General features: G+C 38.1%; 25 protein-coding genes. 8 read left to right on the forward strand and 17 right to left on the reverse strand.

The annotated features are described in order from the left end of the window. Position 1: 1 nt before the first annotated feature. From CCAL9328_RS01435 to gatC, 3 genes are read right to left on the reverse strand one after another with little or no spacing between them, the layout of a single operon-like run. Positions 2–613, reverse strand: a complete 612-nt coding sequence (locus CCAL9328_RS01435) for a CvpA family protein (protein WP_169936100.1) — start codon at positions 611–613, stop codon at positions 2–4. Position 614: 1 nt separating this feature from the next. After that, on the reverse strand, positions 615–1,688 hold the full coding sequence (locus CCAL9328_RS01440; protein WP_169936098.1) for a type IV pilus twitching motility protein PilT: 1,074 nt from the start codon (positions 1,686–1,688) through the stop codon (positions 615–617). 7 nt (positions 1,689–1,695) lie between these two features. Next, positions 1,696–1,983 (reverse strand): Asp-tRNA(Asn)/Glu-tRNA(Gln) amidotransferase subunit GatC, encoded by a 288-nt coding sequence (gene gatC, locus CCAL9328_RS01445; RefSeq protein ID WP_169936096.1) that lies wholly within the window; start codon positions 1,981–1,983, stop codon positions 1,696–1,698. 114 nt (positions 1,984–2,097) lie between these two features. On the opposite strand from gatC, the gene CCAL9328_RS01450 reads away from it, so the two are divergent. The 5 genes from CCAL9328_RS01450 to hisG are packed head-to-tail and all read left to right on the forward strand — an operon-like array spanning position 2,098 to position 5,221. Further along, positions 2,098–2,661 carry a tetratricopeptide repeat protein gene (locus tag CCAL9328_RS01450; protein ID WP_169936094.1) on the forward strand — a complete coding sequence of 188 codons (564 nt, stop codon included), beginning with the start codon at positions 2,098–2,100 and terminating at the stop codon, positions 2,659–2,661. Continuing rightward, positions 2,661–3,665 (forward strand): L-seryl-tRNA selenium transferase, encoded by a 1,005-nt coding sequence (locus CCAL9328_RS01455; RefSeq protein WP_169936092.1) that lies wholly within the window; start codon positions 2,661–2,663, stop codon positions 3,663–3,665. Before CCAL9328_RS01450 ends, CCAL9328_RS01455 begins: the two co-directional genes overlap by 1 nt. Then, positions 3,665–3,997, forward strand: coding sequence for a hypothetical protein (locus CCAL9328_RS01460; RefSeq protein ID WP_169936090.1), 333 nt, complete (start codon positions 3,665–3,667; stop codon positions 3,995–3,997). The genes CCAL9328_RS01455 and CCAL9328_RS01460 overlap by 1 nt, the downstream gene beginning before the upstream one ends. Further along, positions 3,984–4,613, forward strand: a complete 630-nt coding sequence (locus CCAL9328_RS01465; RefSeq protein ID WP_169936088.1) for a type III pantothenate kinase — start codon at positions 3,984–3,986, stop codon at positions 4,611–4,613. Before CCAL9328_RS01460 ends, CCAL9328_RS01465 begins: the two co-directional genes overlap by 14 nt. Further along, positions 4,610–5,221 (forward strand): ATP phosphoribosyltransferase, encoded by a 612-nt coding sequence (hisG, locus tag CCAL9328_RS01470; protein WP_169936086.1) that lies wholly within the window; start codon positions 4,610–4,612, stop codon positions 5,219–5,221. Before CCAL9328_RS01465 ends, hisG begins: the two co-directional genes overlap by 4 nt. A 59-nt stretch (positions 5,222–5,280) precedes the next feature. On the opposite strand, the gene dapE is transcribed toward hisG, so the two are convergent. The 13 genes from dapE to ileS all read right to left on the reverse strand — a co-directional run bounded on the left by dapE (position 5,281) and on the right by ileS (position 20,938). Next, entirely contained in the window at positions 5,281–6,381 is a 1,101-nt protein-coding gene (gene dapE, locus CCAL9328_RS01475; protein WP_169936084.1) for a succinyl-diaminopimelate desuccinylase, read from the reverse strand. Beyond that, complete coding sequence (locus tag CCAL9328_RS01480) at positions 6,378–8,294, reverse strand: EAL domain-containing protein (RefSeq protein WP_169936082.1); 1,917 nt, start codon at positions 8,292–8,294, stop codon at positions 6,378–6,380. Before CCAL9328_RS01480 ends, dapE begins: the two co-directional genes overlap by 4 nt. A 54-nt stretch (positions 8,295–8,348) precedes the next feature. Beyond that, positions 8,349–10,526 carry an endonuclease MutS2 gene (locus CCAL9328_RS01485; protein ID WP_211436818.1) on the reverse strand — a complete coding sequence of 726 codons (2,178 nt, stop codon included), beginning with the start codon at positions 10,524–10,526 and terminating at the stop codon, positions 8,349–8,351. 32 nt (positions 10,527–10,558) lie between these two features. Further along, positions 10,559–10,909, reverse strand: coding sequence for a hypothetical protein (locus CCAL9328_RS01490; protein ID WP_169972103.1), 351 nt, complete (start codon positions 10,907–10,909; stop codon positions 10,559–10,561). Then, complete coding sequence (locus CCAL9328_RS01495) at positions 10,903–11,241, reverse strand: hypothetical protein (RefSeq protein ID WP_169936076.1); 339 nt, start codon at positions 11,239–11,241, stop codon at positions 10,903–10,905. The genes CCAL9328_RS01490 and CCAL9328_RS01495 overlap by 7 nt, the downstream gene beginning before the upstream one ends. Further along, positions 11,241–12,548 (reverse strand): UDP-N-acetylmuramate--L-alanine ligase, encoded by a 1,308-nt coding sequence (gene murC, locus CCAL9328_RS01500; RefSeq protein WP_169999841.1) that lies wholly within the window; start codon positions 12,546–12,548, stop codon positions 11,241–11,243. The genes CCAL9328_RS01495 and murC overlap by 1 nt, the downstream gene beginning before the upstream one ends. 17 nt (positions 12,549–12,565) lie before the next feature. Continuing rightward, positions 12,566–13,144 carry a DNA-3-methyladenine glycosylase I gene (locus CCAL9328_RS01505; protein WP_211436817.1) on the reverse strand — a complete coding sequence of 193 codons (579 nt, stop codon included), beginning with the start codon at positions 13,142–13,144 and terminating at the stop codon, positions 12,566–12,568. Between the two features lie 13 nt (positions 13,145–13,157). Next, positions 13,158–13,964, reverse strand: a complete 807-nt coding sequence (locus CCAL9328_RS01510) for a carbon-nitrogen hydrolase family protein (protein ID WP_169999842.1) — start codon at positions 13,962–13,964, stop codon at positions 13,158–13,160. Next, positions 13,957–14,151 (reverse strand): exodeoxyribonuclease VII small subunit, encoded by a 195-nt coding sequence (gene xseB, locus CCAL9328_RS01515; RefSeq protein WP_169936070.1) that lies wholly within the window; start codon positions 14,149–14,151, stop codon positions 13,957–13,959. The genes CCAL9328_RS01510 and xseB overlap by 8 nt, the downstream gene beginning before the upstream one ends. A gap of 15 nt (positions 14,152–14,166) precedes the next feature. Further along, a complete protein-coding gene (gene metX, locus CCAL9328_RS01520) occupies positions 14,167–15,273 on the reverse strand; it encodes a homoserine O-acetyltransferase MetX (protein ID WP_169999843.1) in 1,107 nt (368 codons plus the stop codon). Then, the gene (gene guaB / locus CCAL9328_RS01525; protein ID WP_169999844.1) at positions 15,273–16,721 is read right to left on the reverse strand and encodes an IMP dehydrogenase; all 1,449 of its coding nucleotides are present in this window, start codon (positions 16,719–16,721) and stop codon (positions 15,273–15,275) included. Before guaB ends, metX begins: the two co-directional genes overlap by 1 nt. 2 nt (positions 16,722–16,723) lie before the next feature. Beyond that, positions 16,724–18,082 (reverse strand): Asp-tRNA(Asn)/Glu-tRNA(Gln) amidotransferase subunit GatA, encoded by a 1,359-nt coding sequence (gatA, locus tag CCAL9328_RS01530; RefSeq protein ID WP_169972108.1) that lies wholly within the window; start codon positions 18,080–18,082, stop codon positions 16,724–16,726. Positions 18,083–18,178: 96 nt separating this feature from the next. Further along, on the reverse strand, positions 18,179–20,938 hold the full coding sequence (ileS, locus tag CCAL9328_RS01535) for an isoleucine--tRNA ligase (protein ID WP_169999845.1): 2,760 nt from the start codon (positions 20,936–20,938) through the stop codon (positions 18,179–18,181). A gap of 130 nt (positions 20,939–21,068) precedes the next feature. Here ileS and CCAL9328_RS01540 point away from each other — a divergent pair, with 130 nt between their 5' ends. Continuing rightward, on the forward strand, positions 21,069–22,166 hold the full coding sequence (locus tag CCAL9328_RS01540; RefSeq protein WP_169999846.1) for a CinA family protein: 1,098 nt from the start codon (positions 21,069–21,071) through the stop codon (positions 22,164–22,166). A 23-nt stretch (positions 22,167–22,189) separates the two neighbouring features. Here the strand turns inward: CCAL9328_RS01540 and CCAL9328_RS01545 are convergent, their stop codons facing one another. Continuing rightward, complete coding sequence (locus CCAL9328_RS01545; protein ID WP_169972111.1) at positions 22,190–23,083, reverse strand: LysR family transcriptional regulator; 894 nt, start codon at positions 23,081–23,083, stop codon at positions 22,190–22,192. Positions 23,084–23,301: 218 nt separating this feature from the next. Between CCAL9328_RS01545 and sdhA the strand changes: the two genes are divergently transcribed. Both sdhA and CCAL9328_RS01555 read left to right on the forward strand, forming a co-directional pair. Beyond that, a complete protein-coding gene (gene sdhA / locus CCAL9328_RS01550; RefSeq protein WP_169999847.1) occupies positions 23,302–25,146 on the forward strand; it encodes an 8-methylmenaquinol:fumarate reductase flavoprotein subunit in 1,845 nt (614 codons plus the stop codon). Continuing rightward, on the forward strand, positions 25,146–25,577 hold a 432-nt coding region (locus CCAL9328_RS01555; protein WP_169972113.1), incomplete at its 3' end, for a 2Fe-2S iron-sulfur cluster-binding protein. The genes sdhA and CCAL9328_RS01555, both read left to right, overlap by 1 nt.

Here is a 25,577-nt window from a genome sequence, read left to right on the forward strand (position 1 = left end):
ATCACTCTCCTTTTGTTGCATTTACTTCAATTTCATTACTTGCGTTTTCATCAGTTGTGATAAAAATATCCGTTTTATTAGGCTCGACTCTTTTTATACCAAGGTCATCCATCTCGTTTTTGATATTTTTTATATCGACATTGATTATCCAATTACCCGCACTCATTAAGATAGGATAAACTTTACTATTTTGAAAATACGGCGCAACTTTGCTATTTAAATTTGTTCCGGCTAAAACCGCACAAACGGCAGCTAAAACAAGAAAAATTTTACCGCTTCCTGCTACAAACCCGCCAAATCTATCTAAAAATCCAAGTCCACTAAGTGCAACAAGTTTTGACATAAATTTGCCGATTAATATACATAAAAACCAAAACACTATCCAAAGTGCGATAAAGCCGACAAACTGAAGCATAGAAGCGTTATCAAATTTATATATATTTTCATTTATAAATTTCTCAGCTACTTCAGAAAACCTAGTCGCTACAACCAAGCCACCTACAAGCCCTATGAGTCCAAAGACCTCTTTTATAAGTCCGTTTAAAATTCCTTTTATGCCAAGCATTAAAATCGCTGCAACGATTATGATGTCAAACCACGCCACAAAATCCATATTAAATTGCTCCTATAGAGTTTAAAAGTTCTTGTTGGTTTGTAGCAAAACGCATGGCAGTATCTTTTGTGATCTGTCCTGCTTTTATGGCTTTTACCAACGCTTGAGTTTGAGTACTCATCCCGCTTTGCTGTTGATTTAACTGCATTTGCGAATAAATTTGATGAATTCTATTTTCGCGTATCAAGTTTGCAATAGCCGGGTTGTTAATTAAAATTTCATGCACGGCGTATCTTCCGCCGCCAGCTTTTGGAAGTAAACTTTGAGAAATGATGGCAGTTAGTGAAGAGCTAAGCATATTTCTTACTTGAAGTTGCTCTCCACCGTCAAAGCTATCTACTATCCTGTTTATAGTTTGTATAGACGAGTTTGTATGAAGTGTGCCAAAGACCAAGTGTCCTGTCTCTGCCGCTGTTATCGCGGTAGATATCGTCTCGCTATCTCTCATCTCTCCTACAAGGATCACATCCGGATCTTCTCTTAATGAGTATTTTAACGCTTTTGCATATGAGCGAGTATCTGTGCCTACGTTTCTATGAGAAAAAAGTGATTTGTTATTAGGATGGACAAATTCCACAGGATCTTCAACTGTGATGATATGTTTTCTGAAATTTAAATTTATCTCATTTAGCATAGCTGCAAGAGTTGTTGACTTGCCGCTTCCTGTTGGTCCGGTAACCAGGATAAGACCTTTTTCACGTTTTATAAGCTCTTTAAATATCAGCGGGCTTCTAAGGTCATCAAGCGACGGGATATTGATCGGTATGACACGAAAGGCGGCCGCTAAATCGCCGTTTGTAGTATAATAGTAGTTTCCTCTAAATCTGCCGATATTTGGCAAGTCAACGGCAAAGTCAAGCTCTTTGTTGTTTTCTAGTTCACTTTTTTGAGCGTCAGTTATAAGCGTATAGCAGATATCTTCTATATCTTTGCCGCTTAAAACTCCAAGCTCAAGCGGTCTTAAAGCTCCGTCTATACGAATTTGCGGCTCAGCCCTTGATACTAGGTGCAAGTCGCTTGCTTTATTAAAAACAACCGTCTTTAATAAAGCCTCTATGTCCGTTTTTATCTGCATCTTAACTCTACTCTATAATCTTTGGAACGACAAAAAAATTTCCTTCTCTTGCAGGTGCATTTTTTAGTATATCGTCTATCACATGGCTGTCTTTTGCAATATCTTCTCTAAGTAAAGTTCCGCCATTTATCGAGCTAACTACGGCGTTATCATTGCTAAGATCAAGCTCATTTAAAACTTCTACGAAATTTACGATCTCACTAAGCTGTTGCTTTATCTGCATACGTTTATCGTCACTCACCTTTAGTGATGATAATTTTTCAAGCTTACTAAGAAGCGCGTCATCAATCTGCATAAAAAACCTTTTTATTAAATTTTCAGCTTATTATAACATAACTAAGCTTTATTTTGGGCTGTTTTAAATTTATTATGCTACAATTACAACCAAAAAATTTCAAAGGATAATACTTTGGCTATACAAGAAAATTTAACCGAAATCAAAAAAGAAATAGGCGCGCAAGAGCAATTTTTAGAAAGCGTCATAAAAAGCGAGAGATTTTTTAAAAAATACAAAAAAGCCATTATCTTTTCGGCTATTATCGCAGTGCTTGGCATTGCCGGATTTTACGGCTCAAAAGCAATAAATGCAAATAGAATATCTGCAGCAAACGAGGCATACTCAAAACTTATCTTAAACCCAACCGATGCCGACGCTCTTAAAATTTTAAAAGAAAAAGAGCCTACACTTTATGCCATACATCAGTTTAAAGAAGCTATGAAAAAAGAGGATACGGCGCAAGTTAAAGAGCTTTTATCCTTGCCTATAGATCCGGTAGTAAAACAAATCTTATCAAGCCAAATAGGCACACAAGATGGATCTATACTTGCAAACTATGAAACACTTATAAAAGGTTATGAACTTTTAAAAGAGGATAAGATAAATGAAGCCAGAGCAGAATTTGCAAAAATTCCTCTTGACTCGCCACTTATGAATTTAGTAAAAAATTTAGAACATTATCAGGGAAATAAATAATGAAAAAAGCAGTACTTTTCCTAACTTTAGCCATTAGTTTGACCTTTGTCGGTTGTGGAACAAAAAGACAATACTTTGAGCCAGAGAGTGTAAACAAAGAAATCTCTTTATCGCACGACCTGCCTTCTTATATAAAATCAGTTAATCCAAACGGCGCTACCCTAAAAAATGGTAATATAATCACAAAAGACGGTCTTGATACCTCCATCAAGCTCGCAAAAGGTTTTGAACTTTTAAATAAAAGCGAAGATGCTGTCATATCTTCAAACATTAACGGCGATCTTAACGTAAGTGATACTTCAGGTAACACGCTATACTTTGCTAGCTTTAAATCAGCCATAGTTTCAGCCTCACTAGAGGGAAATTTACTGGCTGCAGTGAGCGCTGCAAACCAAATTTATCTGATAGATATATTTGAGGCAAAAACATTAATGCAGTATAAATCATCTGAAATTTATTCAGTTGATTCACGCGTAGTTTCACCTTATTTTATGAGTTCACTTATCATCTACCCATCACTTGACGGTAGAATTTACATAGTGCAAAAAGATAGCGGACGCATACTAAGGGACGTTGTTGTTAGCTCAGAGCCGTTTTTTAACAACATCATCTTTCTTGATGTTATCGGTGAAAACATGATCGCTGCAACCGCTAAAAAACTTATCGTTATAAACCCTCAAAGAACTCTTTACTATGACGCAGAAATAAAAAATATCCTTGCAAACGACGAAAACATATATATCTTTAAAAAAGATGGAAATGTCGTTCTTACCGACCTTGGCTTAAGGGTAAAAAATGAAAGAAATTTTAAATTTGCCATCTTTTCAGACGCACTTGCAACAGATAATTATCTTTATATAGTAGAAAAAACAGGATATATTTTTAGAACGGATTTAGACCTTAACAACCCTGAAATTTATGAATTTGACAGCGAAATAGAAGATAAAAGTTTTATGGGCAAAGATGCGTTTTATTATGATGACGAGTTTGTGAATTTTAAATAATGAACCAAAAAATTTGCGAGCTTTTTGAAGATAAAAAAATTCTGCTTAGAGATCTAAGGCGCGTAGATCTTAGTGAATTTTGCAAAAAACGCCTATTTGAAGCATATTTTGGAGTAGATACAAAGGGCTACTATGAGATAGTTTTTATCCGCTATGCAAAAAGTAGGCTTTTAAAAAAAGAGGCTTTAGAAATTTGTGAGTTGTGTAAAAGAATAGAGACAAAATTTGACACCTCTATAAGAAAACGAACCCTCTTCTTTAGCTCGCAAATATGTTCAAAATCGCTTGAAATTTTCAAACAAGACGGTTGGAGAACTTATGATTTTGTGTGATATAGGCAACACCAACGCTACGTTTTTAAAAGACGGCAAAATTTCACGTATGAGCGTAGACGAATTTAGACGATACGAGCCAAAAGAGAGGGTTTATTTTATCTGCGTAAATGATGACCTCTTTGCAAAACTAAAGTCAAATCCAAATTTCATCGACCTTGAGCCTTATTTTGAGATAGATACCATATATCAAGGGTTAGGTATAGACCGCATAGCCGGGTGCTACGGCATAACAGACGGTGTTATCGTGGATGCCGGAAGTGCTATAACTGTGGACATAATGTCAAATTCTATCCATCTTGGCGGGTATATCTTACCAGGAATTTCAAGTATGCTAAAGGCTTATGAGGGCATATCTCCACGCCTCAAACTTCCCATAAATTCACAAATAGACATTGACGCCTTGCCTCAAAAAACAGTTGATGCGGTAAGTTATGGCATACTAAAACCCATAGTCATACTACTTGAAAAACTAGCCGGAAACAAAAAGGTTTATTTTACGGGCGGTGACGGCGAGTTCTTGTCTAAATTTTTCAAAAATGCCGTATGCGACAAAATGCTAGTCTTTCGCTCTATGCAAAAACTAATAAATAATAAAAAGGAAATTTTAAAATGATAACTATTGCACTACCAAAGGGTAGAATCGCAGAAGATACTCTTGAAATTTTTAGGAAAATTTTTGCTTCTAAATTTTTATTTGAAGATCGAAAGCTTATTCTTGAAGAGGAAAATTTTAGATTTTTAATGGTTAGAAACCAAGACATCCCGACTTACGTAACAGAGGGCGCGGCTGATATCGGAGTGGTTGGGCTTGATGTACTTGAAGAGCATAGACCGGATGTTGTAAGACTGCTTGACCTGCACATCGGCAAGTGTCGTGTTTGTATCGGAACAAAAGAAAATGAAGAGCTTGACTACACTCAACCGGAGTTAAAAGTAGCAACAAAAATGCCAAATATCACAAGAAATTACTTTGCACAAAAAGCCATCGCCGTAAAGATCATAAAACTATATGGTTCGATTGAATTAGCCCCTATCGTAGGGCTTAGCGACTGTATAGTAGACGTGGTTGAAACCGGAACTACAATGAAACAAAACGGTCTTAAAGTAGCAGAAACAATAATGCAAAGCTCTGCTCATCTAATCGCAAATAAAAATAGTTTTATCATCAAAAAAGATGAAATTCTAAAGCTATACCACAAGATAAAAGAGCAGATAGTTTAATGTTAAGACTGCCTTGTTTTTAGAAATTTATCTATCGACAAGGCACAAATTTTAGTAAGCTAATCGTTAAAATTTTCTATAAAGTCAAGAAAAATTTGATATAACTTATCTACTTCTTCTACTAAAACCCTCTCATCAACGGCGTGAATTCTATCGTTTCTTACTCCAAATTCAACCACGTTTATACCATATTTAGCTAGATATCTTGCGTCACTGGTGCCACCTTTTGTGTTAAGCGAGGGTTTGGTTTTGGACACCTTAAAGACGCTATCACTCATCTTTGTCACAACAACACTATGTTTATCGGTTAAAAACGGTTGTGAGCTTTGTTTTAAGCTAAGCTCGTAACTAAGCCCGTCTAAAACATTTTTTAGATACTCTTTAATCTCATTTTTGCTTGTAAGATCTGAATTTCTCACATTAAACATGATAGAAATTTCATTTGGAGTTACATTGCATACTTGCATACCGCCTCTAATATCTGTGATGACTATCTTGCTAGGACTAAAAAATTCACTTCCGCTATCCAAGTTATAACCTGCGATCTTGTCAAAAATTTTAGCAAGCTGATGGGCGGGATTTATGCATTTTTCAGGATAAGCGGCATGACCTTGCTTGCCCCTAATCACTATTTTACCATTTATAGAACCTCGTCTTCCAACCTTTATCGTATCGCCAAACACGCTATCACACGTAGGCTCGGCAACTATAGCAAATTCTGGCAATGCGTCATTTTCTTTTAGAAATTTTAGCGCCTCTTGCGTGCCATATATCGCCTCTGCTTCCTCGTCGCTGGTTATTATAATAGTAATTTGTCCATTAAAATTTTTTGCATTTTTACAAGCAAGCAAAAATGCCGCAACGCCGCTTTTCATATCTTGCGAGCCACGACCGTAAATATAGCCATCTTTTATAACAGGGCAAAAAGGATCACTACTCCAGTCATCGCCACTAGGAACTACATCGATATGACCCGCAAAGCAAATATGCCTACCATCACCAAATTTCTTGGTTAAAATTAAATTTTTAACACCGTTTTTTTCTATAAATTTACACTCAAATTCGCTCATAAACTCCGCTATATACTTTAGCGAACCATCATCGTGTGGGGTTATTGACTTAAATTTAAGTAAATTTATTAAAAGTTCGGCAGCGTTCAAATATTTTCGCCCTCCATAGGAGCTCCAAGATAAAAGCCTTGAAATTCATCAACACCAAGGTCTTTACATATCTCAAAAATATCCCTTGAATGGACGTATTCTGCGATAGTTTTTATGCCGATATCTTTAGCGAACGCAACTATAGCGCGTGTAACTACATATGCGTCTTTATTTATATCAAGTTCTCTTATTAAGGAGCCGTCTATTTTTAGATAGTCAGGTCTTAGCTTTAAGATATAAGAGAAATTTGAATACCCCGATCCAAAGTCGTCAATAGCGATCTTAGCGCCCAAATTTTTAACCTTGTCTATAAACATTGTCGCCCTATCAAGATGCTCTATACTCTCATCTTCAACGATCTCAAAGACTATACGATCAGCTACATTTTCGCGGTTTAATAAATTTAAAAGATAAGCACTCACATCGCCATCAGTCATATCTCTACTGCTTAAATTTATGGAGATTATAATGTCTGGATTTGACTTTAGCTTTTCTATACTTTTTTTAATAAGTAGCTTTTCAAGCTCTGCGTAACGCTTGACACGCTTTGATATATCTAGGAAAAGATACGGGGAGACAGTTTCATTACTATCTACTATTCTGATCAGGCATTCGTATTTTAAGATATTTTTATCCGCATCAAATATCGGCTGGTAAAACGGAACGATATTGCCGTTCATGATCGCTCTTTGTATAAGCCTAGAGCGTTCGATCTGGTTTTCGTAGTCGTCTTTTTGACTTAGTCCCTTAAAGTAGCACATGTAGTCTTTGTTTAAAGCCCTAGCCATCTTTAGTGCGATCGAAGCTTTTCTTAGCGTTTGGTCATTATCTATCGAAAAGCCTATGCTTGTATTTACCTCGATACCTTCTATCATATCGCCATTTTCGTCTTCCACACTTATAACACGGCCCTTGAACTGACCCAAAAGATCCTCAGCAAGCTCTTCATATCTATCTATAAAAAACGACCCGTCTTCAAGTAAAGCAAAGGTGTCAGCACCTATACAGTAAGCAACCATCTCCTCTTTTTTAGCAAAGTCATCTATCAAATTTGCCATGTAGCTTAAAATTTTATCACAGACAAATTTGCCGTAAAGATCATTCATCTTACCAAAGTCATCAATATCTATCAAAACAACCTTTGGATTTTGCGCTTTTGCGATATCTCTGATTAGAGATTGTTTGTTTAAAAGTCCCGTTGCAGGGTCTGTATATAGTTCAAAAGTTAAATTTTTTATGCGCTCTGTATCATTTTCATGCATTTTTTGATATCGATATTTTGCGTCAAGATAGATAAATATAAACCAAAGCGTTGCAAAAACAAGCAAAAGTGTTCCAAATATAATAAGCGAAAACACCAACGTTAAATTTTGGACAGCCCATTCGGTAAAGTATTTATCTCTAAAGCCTGTTATATTTTGGTTAAAAATTCCCTTAAATCCAACGATGTAATCACCCACGGTTACAAATTTACATGTCAAAACGACATTATCAGGAAGGGAGCGACGATAGTAGTAGTCTTGATGAAAATCATGGTTATTTACCCCAACACAGTCGCGCTCTTTAAATACTGAGCCTACTTCAAATTCGCTACTACTTGAGGCAAACACCCTATATCCATCTCGTCTTGGGTTATTTTTAAGAAGCACGATGTCGCCGACTGCGCTACCGTTGATAAAATTTTGAAATTTCTTAATGTCTTGTTCGCCCTCGTTTACAAAGTAGTGAACATACACTTCAGTTATAAAATCTAGCTTTTTGTCGGCATTGTAACCAATGTTTATAGTTGCATTTGAGTATTTGTAGTAAAAAACCGCCGAACTTACAAGCAAAAAGAGCAAACCAATAATACTAAGCGCAATGACAGCTGTTTTTATAGCCCCTGTTTGCAATTGTCTTTCGTAATTAAACATTTTATTGCCGCCCTTTTTCTTGATATTTTACCATCACTTTATCTATAAATACACTTAAAATCTAACGATCTTTGCACCAAATCCACCCTGACTCGGAGGTGCGTCAAAAAATTCTTTAACACTTGGGTGAGCTTTTAAGAAATTTTTCACAGCCCATGCAAGTCGACCTGTGCCTATACCGTGATATACGATCACCTCATCAAAACCCATAACCAAACTATCACTTATAAATTTATCAAGCTTATCAATGGCTTCATCAGCCCTAAGACCGTGCAAGTCAAGGTTTAAGCTAGCCGACCTTGGTCTGTCTATGGCTAATTTTACGGCCGGCTTCGGTGCTTGCACGGGATTGCCGTTTTTACGAAGTCCAGAAAGCGGGAGTCTAAGTTTTATCCCCTCACTTATAACAGTCGCTTCATCTTTTGCTATAGCCTGTACGATGCCCTTTACATTGCCGTATTTTACGTTATCGCCTACTTTTAACTCTTCAAATTTTACACTTTGAGGCTTTTTGATAGAACTTTTTTGCTCGTGAGCCTTGTTTATGGCACGCTGTTTATCTTTTGTATCTTTTAAATTTACGGCTTTTTTCGCTTCGTTTATCGCCTTGAAGTACTCAAGCTCCAGCCTGCTTATCGTTTGCTCGATGCGCTTTTGCTCACGCTCTTTTTGTTCTTTTACCTCATTTAGTAAATTCTCAAGCTTTAGCTCTTTTTTACTTGCACTTTCTAGCTTGTCTTTAAGCTCGCTCTCTAAATTTAAAGTCTTTGTGATGATCTCATTTAAATTCTCTTTGTCTTCGCCGTAAAGCTCTTTTGCCTTAGCGACTAAAGTCATAGGTATACCGTATCTTTGAGCTGTTTCAAAGGCATAAGACTTACCGATAGTCCCCTTTAAAAACTCGAATTTAGGACGCTGTGCAACCTCGTCGTAAAGCGCCGCCACAAGCTCGACCTCGTTGTTTTTAGATAAAAGCATAGCCAGTCGTTTGTGGTGCGTGGTTATTATCATCTTCACGTCTTGTGCGATTAATTTTTCTATTATCACGCTATAAAGGCTTGCAGCCTCTTCAAAGTCAGTTCCAAGCTCTATTTCGTCAACGCCTATTAGTAAGGATTTTTTTGTAAAAATTTTTGAAAACTGAAGCATTCTTCCGGCAAATGTAGAGATGTCGTTTTTGACATTTTGCGGATCTTCTATAATAGCGTCAAATTCTTTAAAAGTGCCGATCTTGGAGCCGTTTGGATTAACCCCAAAAGGCAAAAGGTATTTTGAAAGAAATGTCGCGCTTATTATGGATTTTAAAAGCATGGACTTTCCGCCGGCATTTACACCCGTTATCAACAAGACTTTTTTACTAAAATCAATACTCACGCGTTTTGGGTTTTTAAGTGCTGGGTGAGCGAATTCTTTTAAAATGATATCGTGTGAATTATCGTTTAACAAAAAATTAAAGTCATATCTCTTAGCCATTGCAACACGCGCCTGATATGCGTCAAACTGATCAAAAGCAGAGTTTATAAATTTCAAAAATGGCAGCACCTTACTCATCACGCCACTTAAGCGCTTACAGTGTTCGTAAACTATCTCTTCACGCCTATCTATAAGCTCACTTTGCTCCTTTTTAAGCTTATCTATCGCAGTTGGTGTAACATAAAAATATCCGCTTGCACTTCGTGATACCACAACGCCTTTTAGCACATGGTTAAAGCCGCCTCTAACCAGCAAAGCTTCTTGCGAATTTACATAATGCACCTGCGTATCGACAAGATAAGGAGTTATGCTTTTTGAGTATATTATGCGTTTTAATTCAGCGTCTATTTGCTGTTTTTTCATAGCAAAGGCTTGCTTTAATTCGGCAAATCTCACATCCACACTGTCTTTAAACTCACCCTCTTTGTCAAAGCTTTGGGCTAGATCATGCATGTTTTGTTCAAGCTCGATCTTTAAGAGCCATTCGCCTAGTCTTGACTCGAAATTTAGTGTCTTTAAATACAAAAAATACCTCAAAATTTTAGCAAATTCATTTATCTCACTGATATGTAAAACAGCCTGCTTACCAAGACGCATAAGCGCATCATCAAGACTAACGCTTTTTTGGGGAGGCTCATAGTCGTGTCGTGAGAGCTCTTTGATATTTTCAAAATGTATCTTGCTGTCACCTTGCATAAAAAGCGGTTTTGGACGAGACAAAAGCTCTTCAAAGCGGGACATATACTCACTTAAGTCCATTTTTGAGATGATGGCTTTTAAATTCTCGTTTATCACTTTGCACTCTCGCAGTCTGAAATTTTTATCACAAGTCCGCTAAGCTCTTTAAATTCTCGTTTTGGCATGAAACATGATGTGCCAAATTCGTAGTTAAATTTTTCATTTGTAACATTTATATCGCCGCAAACCAAGCTCTTGCCTTGTCTAAATTCCGCTAAAAGCTGTAAGTTTTTATCTGCGGTATCTAGCTTTTTTGTCTCGTAAATATAAGCGAAAATTCCACTAGAAATTATCACAACGGTAATTATGATTTTGATTTTTTTGCTTATGTTTTCGTCTTTTATCATCCATATCGCGCCAAGAAATATCGCGATACCTAAGAAAAATATAACCTCTCTTACCATTTGCCCTCCTTTAAATCACGAATGACATCCTTGTAAAATTCAGGCATTTTCGTTACTTTGTCTATTAATTTTTCTCTATTTTTTTCATTTAAATTTTGAAATTTTATTATGTTAGAAACCACCATGTAAACGCTATTTTCGATTAAAATTTCTATAAATTCATCTTTTAAATTTGTGTGCTTTGAAAGAGCGATATTTATATCTTTTTTATTTAGATCCAAAAGAGCTTTTATCTCTTCATCTGTAAATTCACCTTTTGCTATGAGGTTTAAAATTTTATTTTCGTTTTCGTGGTTAAAATTTTGCGCCAAATTTAACAAATTTTCACTCATTAATACCCGCCTCTAAGCTGCACACTGATATCTCCCGCGCCAAATCCTATAACAAGCCCGTCAGCCAAGCGGTTTTTAACACCAAATTCATCAGTAAATTCGATCGCATTATCAACGCGAGTTATGCAGTCGGTAAATATCGGGTTATAGTCCTTAAATTCAGCCTTCATATCAATATCAACAGGCTTTTCTCCTGCAGCATAAACCGGAAGTATTATAAGCTCGTCAACGTCCTTAAAACACTCTTTAAAGCCCTCTAAATTTGCACTTAGTCTTGTGTATCTATGTGGTTGAAAGACTGCCACGACACGCGAAAGTCCAAGTAGTTTTGCATACTCAAAGGCTGAATTTAAGGTAGCTTTTATCTCGGTTTGATGATGTGCATAATCATCTATCAAGACGAAATTTTTATCTGCACAAAGTATATCAAAGCGCTTTTTTATACCTTTATAGTTTGCAAAATTTTGCTTGATCTGCTTTAGTGAAATTTCATCAAGTGCCGCTAAAATCGCTAAAGAAGCATCGATGGCTATATGCTTGCCCATGCCGTAAGCCTCAAATCTACCTAAATTTTTGAGGTTAAAGCTAGTATATGGCTGAAAATCCCTAACAACCATCGTCATATCCGTTATATCAATACTTGGATAAAGTCGCAACGCATCAAGCTTTAATGTACTTAAAAACTCATCCTCGGCATTTATCACGCGAACCTTAGCGCGCTCTAAAAATCCCCTATAAGCAGCATGAAATTTCTCGATATCGTAGTCGTAATGCTCCATATGTTCGGGCTCGGCATTAGTAACTACGGCAAGATAAGGGTTTGAGTTTAGGAAGCTAGAGTCGCTCTCGTCGGCTTCAAATACAACATTAACACTTGGCTCGTATCTCATGTTTGAGCCAAACTGTTTTGAAACGGCTCCGATTATCGCAGAGCCTTCGATAAGGCTTGAAAGCATGGCGCTAGTTGTGCTTTTACCGTGTGCTCCGGCAACCGAAAACACCTTTTTACCCTCAAGCACGAAAGGTAAAATTTCCTTTCGCGAAAAGCACTCTATCCCGCGCTCTCTTGCCTCTTTTAGTTCTATATTATCATCTTTTATCGCAGCTGAATACACCACAAAGTCTTGATCTTTTATCGCTTCTTTGCAGTGTGGAGTAATGACCTGTATGCCCTCTTGTCTTAATTGTTTAGTGGTTGAACTCTCTTTTATATCGCTACCACTTATCGTGTAGCCTTTTTCGTTTAAAAATCTAGCGATCGCGCTAATGCCGATACCGCCTATGCCTATAAAATGAACTTTTTTCAAAATTTAGCCTTTATTTCTTATAAATTATCTTTTGCCTTAAAGCAATAGCTTAAATGATCGTTGATGACGCCGATGGCCTGCAAAAACGAATACACCGTAACACTTCCTAAAAATTTAAAACCGCGCTTTTTCATATCTTTTGAAATTTGATCACTAAGCTCGGATCTAGCCGGGATTTGCGAAATTTCATTTAGATTATTTTTTATCCTAACACCGTTTGTAAAACTCCAAATATAATCAAAAAAACTACCAAATTCACTCTGAATAGATAAAAATGCTTTAGCATTTGCACTTAGAGCATTTAGTTTTAGGCGATTTTTTATAATTCCCTCTGTTTGCAAAAGCTCTGAAATTTTACCTTCGTCGTATTTTGCTAAAATTTCAGGTTTAAAATCATCAAACGCAACCCTCATCGCCTCTCGTTTTTTAAGTATCGTGTGCCAGCTAAGCCCTGCTTGCATCATTTCAAGCACGATAAACTCAAACAAAAGCCTCTCATCGCGCACTATCTCGCCCCATTCGTTATCATGATATGCACGGTAAAGGTCGTCTTTTTCGCACCACTCACAGCGCTTTTTATCTTCTGCGATATTCAATTTGTCCCGTGCCTCAAAGAAATTTACTCGCTATAGCGTTAAAACACCAGGTGCTTCTTGCGGTTGCGATCTCTTTTTTATTGATATTTGCTATCAACACGCCTTCATCCGCGCCAAGTCTATCTGCTATCTCGCCAAAAGGAGAAACCACAAGACTATCTCCGTAAAATTTCCATGCTTCATCGTCTTTTGCGCCCTTAGTTTTATACGAGCCGATACGATTTGCCCTAATGATAAAAATTCCGTTCATAAGAGCACGAAGCTTTAAAAGCTCTTGCCAACGCGAATTACTATCAAACGTGCTTGCCGTAGGCATTAATAGCACGTCGATCTTTTTTCGCATCAAATTCGTAAAAACAGCATCAAAATGCGCCTCATAGCCAAAGGCAACGCCTATCTTTAAATTTTCATATTTAAACGTCAAAAAACTAAGCTCGTCATTTATTTTATTTGCATAAAATTTAGCCTCGTTCCAGTGAGTGTATGGCATTAAAATTTGCTGTTTTATAAATTTAAACTGTCCGTTTGAAAATTTAGCCACACCCTTGACAAAGCCTTCATTTTCGCTCATAACAATGGGTGCGATAATGTTTAGCTCATATCTTTTGCTAAGCTCGCAAAGTGTCCTTTTTTTCTCTTCACTTTGTTGTTTTATGATGTGCTTTGGCATGCTTTCAAGCTCTTTAAAAAAGCTGTTTAAAACGTATTCGCCAAGCAAAACCAGATGCGCTTCTCTGTCCTTGCAAATTTTAAGATAATAATCCAACCTAGCTTCACTCAAAGGAAGTGTAGGAAGCTGTAAAATCGCTATCTTACTCATCGACCTGCTCTATGCTAAGTTTTGCGTTTTCTAAAATTTTACGCGCTTCATCAAGCAAAACTTTGCCTTGTTTATGAAGCTTCAAGCTTTCGTTGATATTTAGCTCATCTTTGTCTAGTTTAGCTAAAATTTCTTCCGCCATTTTTATCTTATCTTCAAAATTTTGTTCGCCAGTTTGCTCGCCCATATCTTTCCTTTAAATTTATCTTTCCAAGGCTCTTTTTACGTAAATATCAAATTTATCTATCTCAACTAAAAACGCATCGTGCCCGTAATCACTCTTTATCTCGATGTATTCGCTTTGTGCGCCTCGCCCCATCTTACAAAAGGCATCGTGAATTTCACTCATGCACTCAGGAGGAAAGAGCATGTCACCACTAAATGAGATAAGAGTTATTTGTGACTTAACATGTTTGAGTGCACTCTCAAGTGTGTCATAATGCCTGGTGCAATCAAAGATATTCATCATCTTGGCTATATATAAATAACTTAGCGGATCAAATCTTTTTGGAAAGTTAAAACCGTTATACTCCATATATCTATCAACTTGAAAACGCCCAAAAAGCTCATAAAGTCCATCTGTCTCTACGTAATTTCTACCAAATTTATCATCCATCGAGCTTGGACTTAAAAAGCTTATGTGCCCTGCCATACGACCGTAAGCAAGTCCATTTAAGCCATTTTGTTTAATAAAACTTTCATCGTATTGACCGTTTTTAAACTCAGGATCGCGCCTAATGGCTTCAATCGCGATCTTATTAAAAGCTATCGCCCAAGGCTTGCTTTGATAAGTGCTTGCTAAAATTATGGTCTTTTTTGCAAATTCAGGAAATTCTATAGCAAAGCAAAGTGCTTGCATACCGCCCAAACTTCCGCCGATAACGGCATGAGCCTTTTGTATGCCTAGCTTTTTAAAAAGGTTGATTTGCGCTTTTACAACATCACTTATAGTAAGAACAGGGAAATTTAAACGATACTCTTTACCTATACTTTCATCTATGCTAAGCGGCGATGTAGAGCCATAGCAAGAGCCAAGTATACTAACGCAAACAACAAAATACTTACTAGTATCAACACCCTTTTCATGACCGATAAGCCCATCCCACCAGCCGTTTTTACTATCTCCGTCGTAACGACCGGCAGCGTGATGAGAGCCGGTGAGTGCATGACAAACAACTATGACATTGCTTTTATCTTCATTTAACTCACCGTATGTTTCATAGACCAGCTCATACGAACTTAATATCCGTCCGCTTTCAAGATATAGCGGCTCTTTAAATTCGTATTTACCGGTCTTTAAATTTAGCATTAATTCACTTTATAGTTTGGTGCTTCATGTGTTATGACAACATCGTGAACGTGGCTCTCTTTAAGGCCTGCACTTGTTATCTCGACAAATTCAGCTCTTTCTTGTAAAGACTGTATGTCTTTTGCGCCAACATAACCCATAGCGCTTCTAAGACCGCCGATAAGTTGATGTATGACATCTTTCATGCTTCCTACAAAAGGAACACGACCCTCGATGCCCTCAGGAACTAGCTTGTCTTGCGCTGTTCCTTCTTGAAAATACCTATCAGAGCTTCCTCTTGTCATCGCACCGATACTTCCCATACCGCGATAAACTTTATACTGACGACCTTGGAAGGTTATAACCTCACCAGGACTCTCCTCACATCCAGCAAGTAAGCTTCCAGCCATAACACAACTAGCTCCCGCAGCAAGTGCTTTTGCTACGTCGCCGGAGTATTTTAAACCACCGTCGGCGATAGTTGGTATACCGTATTTTTTAGCTTCTGCCGAACAGTCATCGATAGCTGAAATTTGAGGCACGCCAACACCTGCAACGATACGAGTTGTGCAAATAGATCCTGGTCCTATTCCTATTTTTATGCCGTCGGCTCCTGCCTCTGCAAGGTCTTTAACGGCTGCTGGATTTGCGATATTTCCAACCACAACATCAACGTCAAATCTAACTTTTATCTCTTTAAGCGTATCGATAATTCCCTTTGAGTGTCCGTGAGCAGAGTCCATAACTATAACATCAACACCGGCGTTTACAAGAGCCTCTACACGATCAAGCTGGTTTACTCCAACCGCAGCTGCGACTCTAAGTCTTCCGTAACTGTCTTTGTTTGCATTTGGATACTCTTTGCGCTTTTTAAGGTCTTTTATGGTTATAAGTCCGTCAAGTCTGCCATTTTCATCAACGATAGGAAGTTTTTCCACACGATTTTGAGAGAAAATTTTCTCAGCGTCATCAAGAGTGCAGCCTTTTGGGGCGGTGATAAGCGGTGCTTTTGTCATACGATCTTTAACAAGAGTTGTTTTATCAGTCTCAAAGCGTAGGTCGCGGTTGGTTAAAATTCCTATAAGTTTATGGTCGTCATCTATCACTGGAACACCTGAAATATGAAGTTCCGCCATTAAATTTAGCGCCTCTCCTACAGTTGCGTCTGGTTTTATAAATATAGGATCGATTATAACACCGCTTTCGCTCTTTTTAACACGTCTTACCTCTCTTGCTTGTGCTTCGATGTCCATATTTTTATGAATAACTCCGATACCGCCAAGCCTTGCCATCATGATAGCAGCGCGGTGCTCTGTTACGGTATCCATGGCTGCTGATACGATAGGGATATTTAGCGAGACGTTTTTACTAAAACGAGCCTTTATATCAACTTGCTTTGGTAAAACTTCAGAATACTGTGGCATAAGTAGCACGTCTTCAAAGGTCAAAGCTCTCTTAACTATCTTCATATTTATCCTTTTATTAAATTTTCTAAACTTTTTGCACCGTCTATCACACTTTGCTCATCCCATGCTCTGCCGATTAATTGAGCCGAGATATTTAAACCGTCTTTATCGCTTCCTACAGGCACGGAGATCGCAGGAAGTCCTGATAAATTTACACTTATAGTATAAATATCACTTAGATACGCCGTTAACGGGTCTTTCATAGCACCAAATTTTGGCGCTGTGGTTGGAGAAACCGGCATGAAAACAAGATCGGCTTCGCTTAAAATTTTCTCGTATTGTGCTTTGATATGCGCTCTTGCTTTTTGTGCTTTAATATAGTAAGCGTCATAGTATCCGCTACTTAAAACAAATGTTCCTAGTAAAATTCTTCTTTTTACCTCATCGCCAAAACCTTCGCTTCTTGAGTTTAGATATAGCTCTTTTAAATTTTTAGCTTCAGCGCGTCTGCCGTATCTAACTCCGTCATATCTGCTTAAATTTGCACTAGCTTCGGCGGTTGCGATGATATAATAGGTCGCAACGTCGTATTTTGAGTCTTCTAAATTTCTATAGATGATATTGTGCCCATTGGCTTTTAGCTTATCAACCGCACTTAAAAGCGCCTTTTTGGTCTCCTCGCTTGCGTTATTTACATAGTTTTCTATAACACATATCGTAAGCTTCCTATCGCCGTTTATCTTATCGGCAATACTTTTAAACCCAACATTTGCGCTCGTGCTATCGCGCTCATCATGACCGGCTATGATATCGTATAAGATAGCTGCATCTTCTACATTTTGGGTTATAGGTCCGATCTGATCAAGTGAGCTTGAGTAAGCACCAAGTCCGTATCTACTAACTCTTCCGTAAGTTGGCTTAAAGCCCACGCATCCACAAAATGCAGCAGGTTGACGTATACTGCCTCCTGTATCACTTCCAAGTGCAGCGATAGCGATACCTCCTGCAACCGCAGCTGCCGAACCACCGCTACTTCCGCCAGGAACGTGAGCATGGTTTAACGGGTTTAACGTATGTCCATAAAAGCTACTTTCGGTCGTATTACCCATAGCAAATTCGTCCATATTTGCTCTACCAAACGGGGAAAGATTTGCCGCCAACATCTTTTCTATGACGGTAGCATTATAAGGTGCGACGTAACCTTGTAAAATTTTAGAACCACTCGTTACTGCCCAGCCATTAACTTGAATGTTATCTTTTATCGCTATCGGAATTCCTTCGCCAAGCTTTGAAATAGGCGAATTTATAAGCTGCTCGACATAGGCGCCAAGCTCTTTTTTGGCTAAAATTTCAGCCTCAAGCTCGGCACGTAAATTTTTTATCTCCTCGCTTGAAAGCTTTAAAGCTTCTTTTAAAGTTATCATCTATTTTCCTTAAATTTATTTACTAAAACTATACCGGCCGCAGTAAAAACACAAACGATCGCGACCGTTATCACAACGGTTGAAAAGGCAACAGGCTCAGCAAACACCGTTTAATACCTCCGCACATCTTGGGCATGTATCACCATCTTTTTGAGCGCTAAATTTCCAACATCTTGGACATTTGTGAGCTTTGCTTAGGGTTATTTTAAATTTCTCATCGCTAACTTCAAATTCACCCAAAGAGTCGGCATCATCAAATTTTTCAACCGCGCTTACCATGTAAATATCAGCTATCTCGTTCGCATCATAGCCTAAGATCTTATCTGAAGTTGTTTGCATGATAAGTTCTAGTGTTGATTTTATCTTTTTATCTTTTTTAAGCACGTCGATCATCTCAAATAATTTCTCTCTACTTGCAAAAAGAAGTTCGTCTTCAAAGCTAAATTCTATCTCAAGAGGCGAGTATATTAGATCAAACGCATCGATCGCACCGTTTTTAACGATATCGGGCGCATACTCCATAACCTCATCAACCGTGTATGTAAGTGTTGGGGCTATAAGTGGCAAAAGAGAGCGAGTTATAAGAGCCATCGCACTTTGTGCACTCTTGCGTCTTGCGCCGTCTTTAGCGTCACAGTAAAGGCGGTCTTTGCAAACATCAAGATAAATTCCGCTTAGATCCGCAGATAAGAAATTTAAAAGTATATTAAAGCCTTTTGAGAAATCATACGCCGCAAAACATCTACTAGCATCATCAAATGCACGTTTTGCACGTCCTAATATCCATTTATCAAGTAGTCCAAATTCTGTGCTAATCTCATCTAGATCACTAACGTTTGCAAGTAAAAATCTTATAGTATTTCTTATCTTTCTGTATTGTTCGCTTACTTGTTTTAGGATGTTATCACTGATCTTAAGGTCGCTTGAGTAGTCACTTAAACCAACCCAAAGACGTAAAATTTCAACACCGTAAGTTTTGGCTACATCTTGCGGAGCTACGACGTTGCCTTTACTTTTACTCATCTTTTGACCGTTTTCATCAACGGTAAAGCCGTGAGTTAAAACACTCTTATAAGGTGCATGAGAATTTACCGCAGTACTTACCAAAAGAGAGCTTTGAAACCAACCTCTATGTTGGTCAGAACCTTCCAAATACATACTTGCAGGATATGCTCCCGCATCGTAATGACGACTGTTTAATACCGCTCTCCACGTAGAACCACTATCAAACCAAACATCAAGTATGTCCATTACTTTTTCTAATTTATCAGCTTCGTATTTGCTTGTTTTTGGTAAAAGTTCTGAAATTTCAAGATCCCACCAAGCATCAGCTCCCCTTTGCTCAAATATATTTGCTATATTTTCCAAAATATCCGCGTCAAATATCGGCTCTTTTGTATCTTTATGCCTAAAAAACGCTATCGGCACACCCCAGTCGCGCTGACGAGAGATACACCAATCCGGGCGATTTTCCACCATTGAGCCTATTCTTTTTACGCCAACGGCAGGATAAAATTTCACATTTTCAAGCTGAGCACGTGCCACTTCACGAAGTGTTTTGCCGTCAAGCTTAGGCTCATCCATGGTTACAAACCACTGCTTTGTTGCACGGTAGATAACCGGCTTGTGTGTCCTCCAGCAATGTGGATAAGAGTGTATAAATTTAGAACAGTGAAGCAAGCTATTTCCTAAGATGGTTATGATCTTTTCGTTTGCTTTAAAGATATGAACCCCTACAAACTCATCTACCACGTCAGCTCTAAAAAGCCCTTTAGCACGCAATGTCTCGTCATAAAGTCCGCCGTCATCAACAGGCATAATAACCTCTGTTATGCCGTTTTTAAGACTTACGTAATAGTCATCCTCGCCGTGTCCTGGAGCCGTATGAACAAGACCGGTTCCGCCGTCCATCAAAACATGCTCTCCAAGTAAAAACTGCGACTTACGGTCATTTAAAGGGTTTATAACATATAAGCCCTCGATATCATTTGAAACAAATTCTTTTAGAATTTCACCTTTTGTTATACCTAGTTTTACTACGCTCTCAAGCAAAGGTTTTGCAAAGATTAAATTTTCACTTGTAAGGACATAAATTTCATCAGGCTTTAAGCTTATAGCTTGGTTTGCAGGAAGCGTCCAAGGGGTTGTCGTCCAAATTACAGCTTTTGCCTCTTTTACACCAAGCTTTTCTAATGCGTCCTTATCAAGAGCAAATGCCACATATATCGAGTAGTCTTCCTTGTCCTCATATTCGACTTCTGCCTCCGCAAGAGCCGACTTAGCCGCCCAGCTCCAGTAAACAGGCTTGCTTCTTTCACATAAAAGCCCTCGTTTTGCTATATCGCAAAGCGCTCGGTATATGTCGGCTTCAAATTCAAATTTCATCGTTAGGTAAGGATTTTCAAAGTCACCGATAACACCAAGCGACTTAAATTCTTCGCGCTGAATGTCTATAAATTCACGCGCATGAGCACGGCAATGCTCTCTTATCTGGCTTTTACTCATGCTTTTTTTCTTCTCGCCAAGCTTAACTTCAACTTGTTGTTCTATAGGCAGACCATGGCAGTCCCAGCCTGGAACATAACGTATATCTTCGCCGAAGAAATAATGAGTTTTAGTAATAATATCTTTTAAAATTTTATTTAACGCGTGTCCGATATGTAGGTGTCCGTTCGCATACGGAGGTCCATCGTGTATGGCAAAACTTTGAGTTGCGTTTTGTCTATTTTTTTTCATTTTTTCGTAGATTTTGCGCTCATTATGCCATGAGGCTAATCTTTTTGGCTCGTTTTCCGGCAAATTGCCGCGCATAGGAAATTGCGTAAAAGGGAGTAATAGGGTGTCTTTGTAGTCCATTGATTTACCTTAGTGATAATTAAAATTTGTTAATTTTAGCTAAAAATGGGTTAAATCGCACTGAAAACAGCTAGTTTTTACATGGCCAAAGAGATAAAAAATGCTATAATTAAACCAAAAAGGAGTTAATATGAAGGATGCTATTTTAATAATTGGCGATGATTTACGCATAAACAACGAATTTTTAAGTTATATTTTTTCAAGCTATGAGGAGCACTTTGGCGAACTTGTCGAGCTAAATTTTAGCCCCAAAAACAATAAAGAATTACCGTTTTTAATAGAAAATTTATCAAAGCGATATGAGCTTTTAAGCATATTTGGCTCAGATGACTCATTTGCTACGGTTGCTAAAATTTTAGCTACTTTAAGCGAAGATACACTTGAACTAAAAGACGCCAATACCCTTGTTCCAAAAAATGTTTTAAATTTTAAGAACAATAGTTTTGTCATAAATTTAAACAACGCAAAAATCAACCTCATAAAAGCAAATCCAACTGAAAAAATAGGCGAATTTTTACTAAAAAATGATCGAAGTTTTAGCTACTTCAACCTCTTTGACATAGATGCCGAAAGTGCAAAAATTTTACTAGAGCCACTTGCTAAGACTTACGAGATCAAGATCAACCTCACACAAAGCACGCAAAGTATGGTTTTAATCAGAGCCGAGGCAAATAAATTCGGTCAATTAGAGGGCTTTATGCAAGGAACAAGAACTCTATTTTCACAAAAGATAATCGAAGAAAGAGATCCTGTTAAATTTATCGCACAAAAACTTATAAAAACAGGTAAAAAGATCACCTTTGCCGAGTCATGCACGGCAGGTTTAACCGTCGCTAGACTAGCAAAGTTTGGGGGAATTTCAGCAATACTTGACGGCTCGTTAGTAACTTACGCAAACGAGATAAAACACAGCTGGCTTGGTGTAAATAACGAAATTTTAAATACCTACGGAGCCGTTAGCGAACAGTGTGTAAGAGCCATGTTAAGCGGTGCTTTAAATTCGGCAAATTCAGACTTTGCACTTGCTATAAGCGGTATCGCGGGACCTGATGGCGGAAGCGAGCAAAAGCCGGTTGGAACAGTCTTTGTAGGCGCAATGTCTAGCGATAAAAATATCGTCGTAGAAAGGCTACTTCTAAACGGAAATAGAAGCTACATAAGAGAGCAAAGCGCGCTTGGAGCGTATGCTTGCTTGCTAAGACTAAAGCCTGAAATTTTCTTTAGTTAAATTTATAAAAAGAGGCTAAATTTTTAGCACTCTTTTGCCATTTTGATAAACTCAAGCATTAAATTTGAAGGCTTTTTATCCTCTTTATAGGCTAATATAAGGGTCTTGTTAAGACTTGGCTCGTTAATGTCAAACAGGGTTATCTTGTCTTTTTTATCTTCTTTGATAAACTCAGGTATCGTAAAGCATGCTCCAACACCTGAAGCGACGATAGAGTTTGCTATGTCAAATGTTTCTGTTTCACAAAGAATTTCAGGCTTAATGTTTGCTCTTTTAAAAATTTCATCAAACAAAATTCTACTTCGTTGATTTTGTTTAGGAAGTATAAATTTCTCATCCTTAACGTCTTTTAATGAAATTTTTGGATTTTTTTGACCTTTGTATTTTTGAGACAACGGATGTAGGATCGGTAGAGCTAAAAACATCTCTTGCGTTTTGATAATCTCATATTTTAATCCCTCTGTATCGATAGGAAGTATAAGCATACCAAGGTCTATCTCGTCATCTATCAACATTTTTCGAATTTTTAAAGTCGAAAAAACTTGTAAAATTTTAATGCTAGCTTTATTAAATTTCTTACAAAATTTAGGCAAAACATCCGGTGTCATAATATATCCGTTTTGAGAAAATCCTATACGAATTTTACCGCTTTTAGCTCCACCCATCTCTGATAATTCCAAATTTAAATCATTTAAAATATCAAAAACAAGTCTTGCCTTTTGACAGTAAATCTCTCCTGCGTGAGTTAAAGAAACGGGGTTAGTCGTGCGGTTAAAAAGAGGCATTCCTATCTCTTTTTCTAAATTTAATATACTTTGCGAGAGCGAGGGCTGTGGCACTTTTAGTTCATTTGCCGCTTTTGTGAAACTTTTTAGTTCTGCTGTTTTTAAAACCAATTCCATCTGCCTCAAATTCATATCTGGCTCCTATTTTGATAATTTTAATCTTATGAAATTATATATAAAATAATATTTGACTTATATTAATTTTTCAGTTACCATTCTGAAATTAATTTCTTAAACTAAATTAATCAATTAAGAAAAATAAAAGTCTTTATCAAAATGGGCTTAAAAAATGTCAGAACAAGCGTGTGGTTTTACCATTATTAAAAATTTCAAAGTTCAAAGGATTATCAATGAGTGAACAAAAATTTACCAGAAGAGATTTTCTTCAATCCGCCTGTATTAGCGTCGGAGCTTTAGCTGCTAGCGGTAGCGGTGTAAGTGCGCTAGCTGCCGACAATAAAAAAGACAGCGGCAACAAAGATGGCCTGCCAAGCGTTGACGTTTTGGTTATCGGCTCAGGTGGAGCAGGACTTAGAGCTGCTGTTGCGGTTAGAAAAAAGTATCCAAACTTAAGCGTAGTGGTTGTAAACAAAGGTATGCCTTCCAGAAACGCGACATGTATGGCTGAGGGCGGTATAAACGGCGTTATCGACTTTGAACACGGTGATAGCCACGAGCTTCACGCGTATGACACAGTAAAGGGTAGCGACTTTTTGGGCGATCAAGATGCTATCATCAAATTTGTTGAAAAAGCAACAGAGGCTATCCATGAGCTAGACTACGCTGGCATGCCATTTAACAGACAAAAGAACAACACAGTAGCACGCCGTTTTGCTGGTGGTGCAAAATATGAGCGCTGTAACTACGCAGCCGATAAAACAGGCTCAATCCTTATGCACACCTGTCTTGATGAGGCTATCACAAAAGGTGTTAAATTTCTACTAGATCACTACCTGCTTGATGTTGCTATGGATGGCGATAAGTGCGAAGGTGCTGTGCTTTTAGATATGCAAACAGGTGATGTTACTCCTGTGCTTGCAAAAGCCGTAGTTTTAGCAACTGGCGGATATACAAGGGTTTTCTTTAACCGCACAAGCACTCCATTTAACGCATCAGGTGATGGTATCGCAGCAGCTTTGCGTGCTGGTTTAGCGTTTAAAGATCCAGAGATGCTTCAATTTCACCCAACAGGTATAAGAACTGGTGGCGCGCTTATTACTGAAGCGGCACGCGGTCTAGGTGGAAAGCTTATAAACAACAAAGGCGAACGTTTCATGAGTAAATACTCAAAACGTATGGAGCTTGCACCTCGTGATATCGTTGCTCGTTCTATCGAGACAGAAATCAGACTTGGCAACGCATTTGGCGAGGGCATGAGCTCATATGTACTACTTGACCTTACTCACCTAAGCGAAGAGCAGATCATGAACGAACTACCACAAATCCGCCACGTTGGACTACTATTTGACGGTATGGACTTAGTAAAAGAGCCTATCCCTATCCGCCCGACAGCTCACTACTCTATGGGTGGTATAGAAATAGCTAAATTTGATGATATGAGCACTCATCTTCCTGGTCTATTTGCCGCTGGTGAGACATCATGTGCCTCTATACACGGTGCAAACCGCCTAGGTGGTAACAGCCTAACAGATACAACAGTAACGGGTAAACTAGCAGGTGAGGGAGCTGGCGAATACGCAGCAAACAGAACAAGCTTTGGTTCAGGCAAACACGCTCGTGAACTAGCTCAAAAATGGCAAGCTAAATTTAAAGAGATAACAAGTGGTGGTACATCAAATGAGATGTATGACCTAAGAGAAGAATTTGGCAAACAAAACTGGGATAACATGGGAATTTATAGAACTGGCGACAAGCTAGAAGCACACGCAAAAAGCTTAGAAGAGTTCCAAGCAAAATACGACGCACTAAAAATTCCAAATCCAAACATGACTTACAACACAGCGCTCATTGACTACCTTGAGTTTGGTAACCTTATCATGCTAGCTCGTTGTGCATGTCTTGGCGCGCTTGAGCGCAAAGAGTGTCGTGGCGCTCACTTTAGAGAGGACTATCCTAAACGCGACGATGTCAATTTCTTAAAACACAGTATCGTTACGCTAAAAGACGGCAAACCGACACTTGCGTATAAAGACGTCGTTATCACTAAATATCCAGTCGAAGAGAGGAAATACTAATGAAATTTATCATAGACCGTTTTGACGGAAAGAAAAAATACGAATCAACTTATGAGCTTAGGATAGATGAAGTCAAAGGTCAAACTCTACTTAGCCTACTTCAATACATCAAACGCACAAAGGACATCACGCTAAATTTCACAGCAGCTTGCCGTATGGCGATATGCGGTGCGTGTGGAGTTCGCGTAAATGGACACTCATACCTTGCCTGTGATACTAAGATGGAAGAGCTACTTGAAGAGTATGAAAACCCGGAAAGCATGAGAATTTCACCTCTAAATAACTTTAGAGTCATAACTGACCTAGTAGTTGACTGGGAGCCAAGTATCGAAAATTTACGTAAAGTAAAACCAACTATCACACCAAAATCAGAATTTAGTGAAAAAACAGGTTGTGTTCAGACGCAAGCAGACGTGGATGCTATCAAAAAG

The sequence above is a fragment of the Campylobacter sp. RM9328 genome (assembly GCF_012978615.1).

Bases quoted from the DNA above. Each gene is read 5' to 3' on its own strand.
- ileS (WP_169999845.1), bottom strand. From the start codon at position 20,938: ATGGACTACAAAGACACCCTATTACTCCCTTTTACGCAATTTCCTATG.
- guaB (WP_169999844.1), bottom strand. From the start codon at position 16,721: ATGAAGATAGTTAAGAGAGCTTTGACCTTTGAAGACGTGCTACTTATG.
- CCAL9328_RS01480 (WP_169936082.1), bottom strand. From the start codon at position 8,294: ATGTTTAATTACGAAAGACAATTGCAAACAGGGGCTATAAAAACAGCT.
- CCAL9328_RS01495 (WP_169936076.1), bottom strand. From the start codon at position 11,241: ATGAGTGAAAATTTGTTAAATTTGGCGCAAAATTTTAACCACGAAAAC.
- CCAL9328_RS01465 (WP_169936088.1), top strand. From the start codon at position 3,984: ATGATTTTGTGTGATATAGGCAACACCAACGCTACGTTTTTAAAAGAC.
- CCAL9328_RS01460 (WP_169936090.1), top strand. From the start codon at position 3,665: ATGAACCAAAAAATTTGCGAGCTTTTTGAAGATAAAAAAATTCTGCTT.
- CCAL9328_RS01545 (WP_169972111.1), bottom strand. From the start codon at position 23,083: ATGAATTTGAGGCAGATGGAATTGGTTTTAAAAACAGCAGAACTAAAA.
- CCAL9328_RS01485 (WP_211436818.1), bottom strand. From the start codon at position 10,526: ATGGACTTAAGTGAGTATATGTCCCGCTTTGAAGAGCTTTTGTCTCGT.
- CCAL9328_RS01435 (WP_169936100.1), bottom strand. From the start codon at position 613: ATGGATTTTGTGGCGTGGTTTGACATCATAATCGTTGCAGCGATTTTA.
- CCAL9328_RS01510 (WP_169999842.1), bottom strand. From the start codon at position 13,964: ATGAGTAAGATAGCGATTTTACAGCTTCCTACACTTCCTTTGAGTGAA.
- xseB (WP_169936070.1), bottom strand. From the start codon at position 14,151: ATGGGCGAGCAAACTGGCGAACAAAATTTTGAAGATAAGATAAAAATG.
- gatC (WP_169936096.1), bottom strand. From the start codon at position 1,983: ATGCAGATTGATGACGCGCTTCTTAGTAAGCTTGAAAAATTATCATCA.
- CCAL9328_RS01540 (WP_169999846.1), top strand. From the start codon at position 21,069: ATGAAGGATGCTATTTTAATAATTGGCGATGATTTACGCATAAACAAC.
- CCAL9328_RS01455 (WP_169936092.1), top strand. From the start codon at position 2,661: ATGAAAAAAGCAGTACTTTTCCTAACTTTAGCCATTAGTTTGACCTTT.
- CCAL9328_RS01490 (WP_169972103.1), bottom strand. From the start codon at position 10,909: ATGGTAAGAGAGGTTATATTTTTCTTAGGTATCGCGATATTTCTTGGC.
- hisG (WP_169936086.1), top strand. From the start codon at position 4,610: ATGATAACTATTGCACTACCAAAGGGTAGAATCGCAGAAGATACTCTT.
- CCAL9328_RS01440 (WP_169936098.1), bottom strand. From the start codon at position 1,688: ATGCAGATAAAAACGGACATAGAGGCTTTATTAAAGACGGTTGTTTTT.
- gatA (WP_169972108.1), bottom strand. From the start codon at position 18,082: ATGATAACTTTAAAAGAAGCTTTAAAGCTTTCAAGCGAGGAGATAAAA.
- sdhA (WP_169999847.1), top strand. From the start codon at position 23,302: ATGAGTGAACAAAAATTTACCAGAAGAGATTTTCTTCAATCCGCCTGT.
- metX (WP_169999843.1), bottom strand. From the start codon at position 15,273: ATGCTAAATTTAAAGACCGGTAAATACGAATTTAAAGAGCCGCTATAT.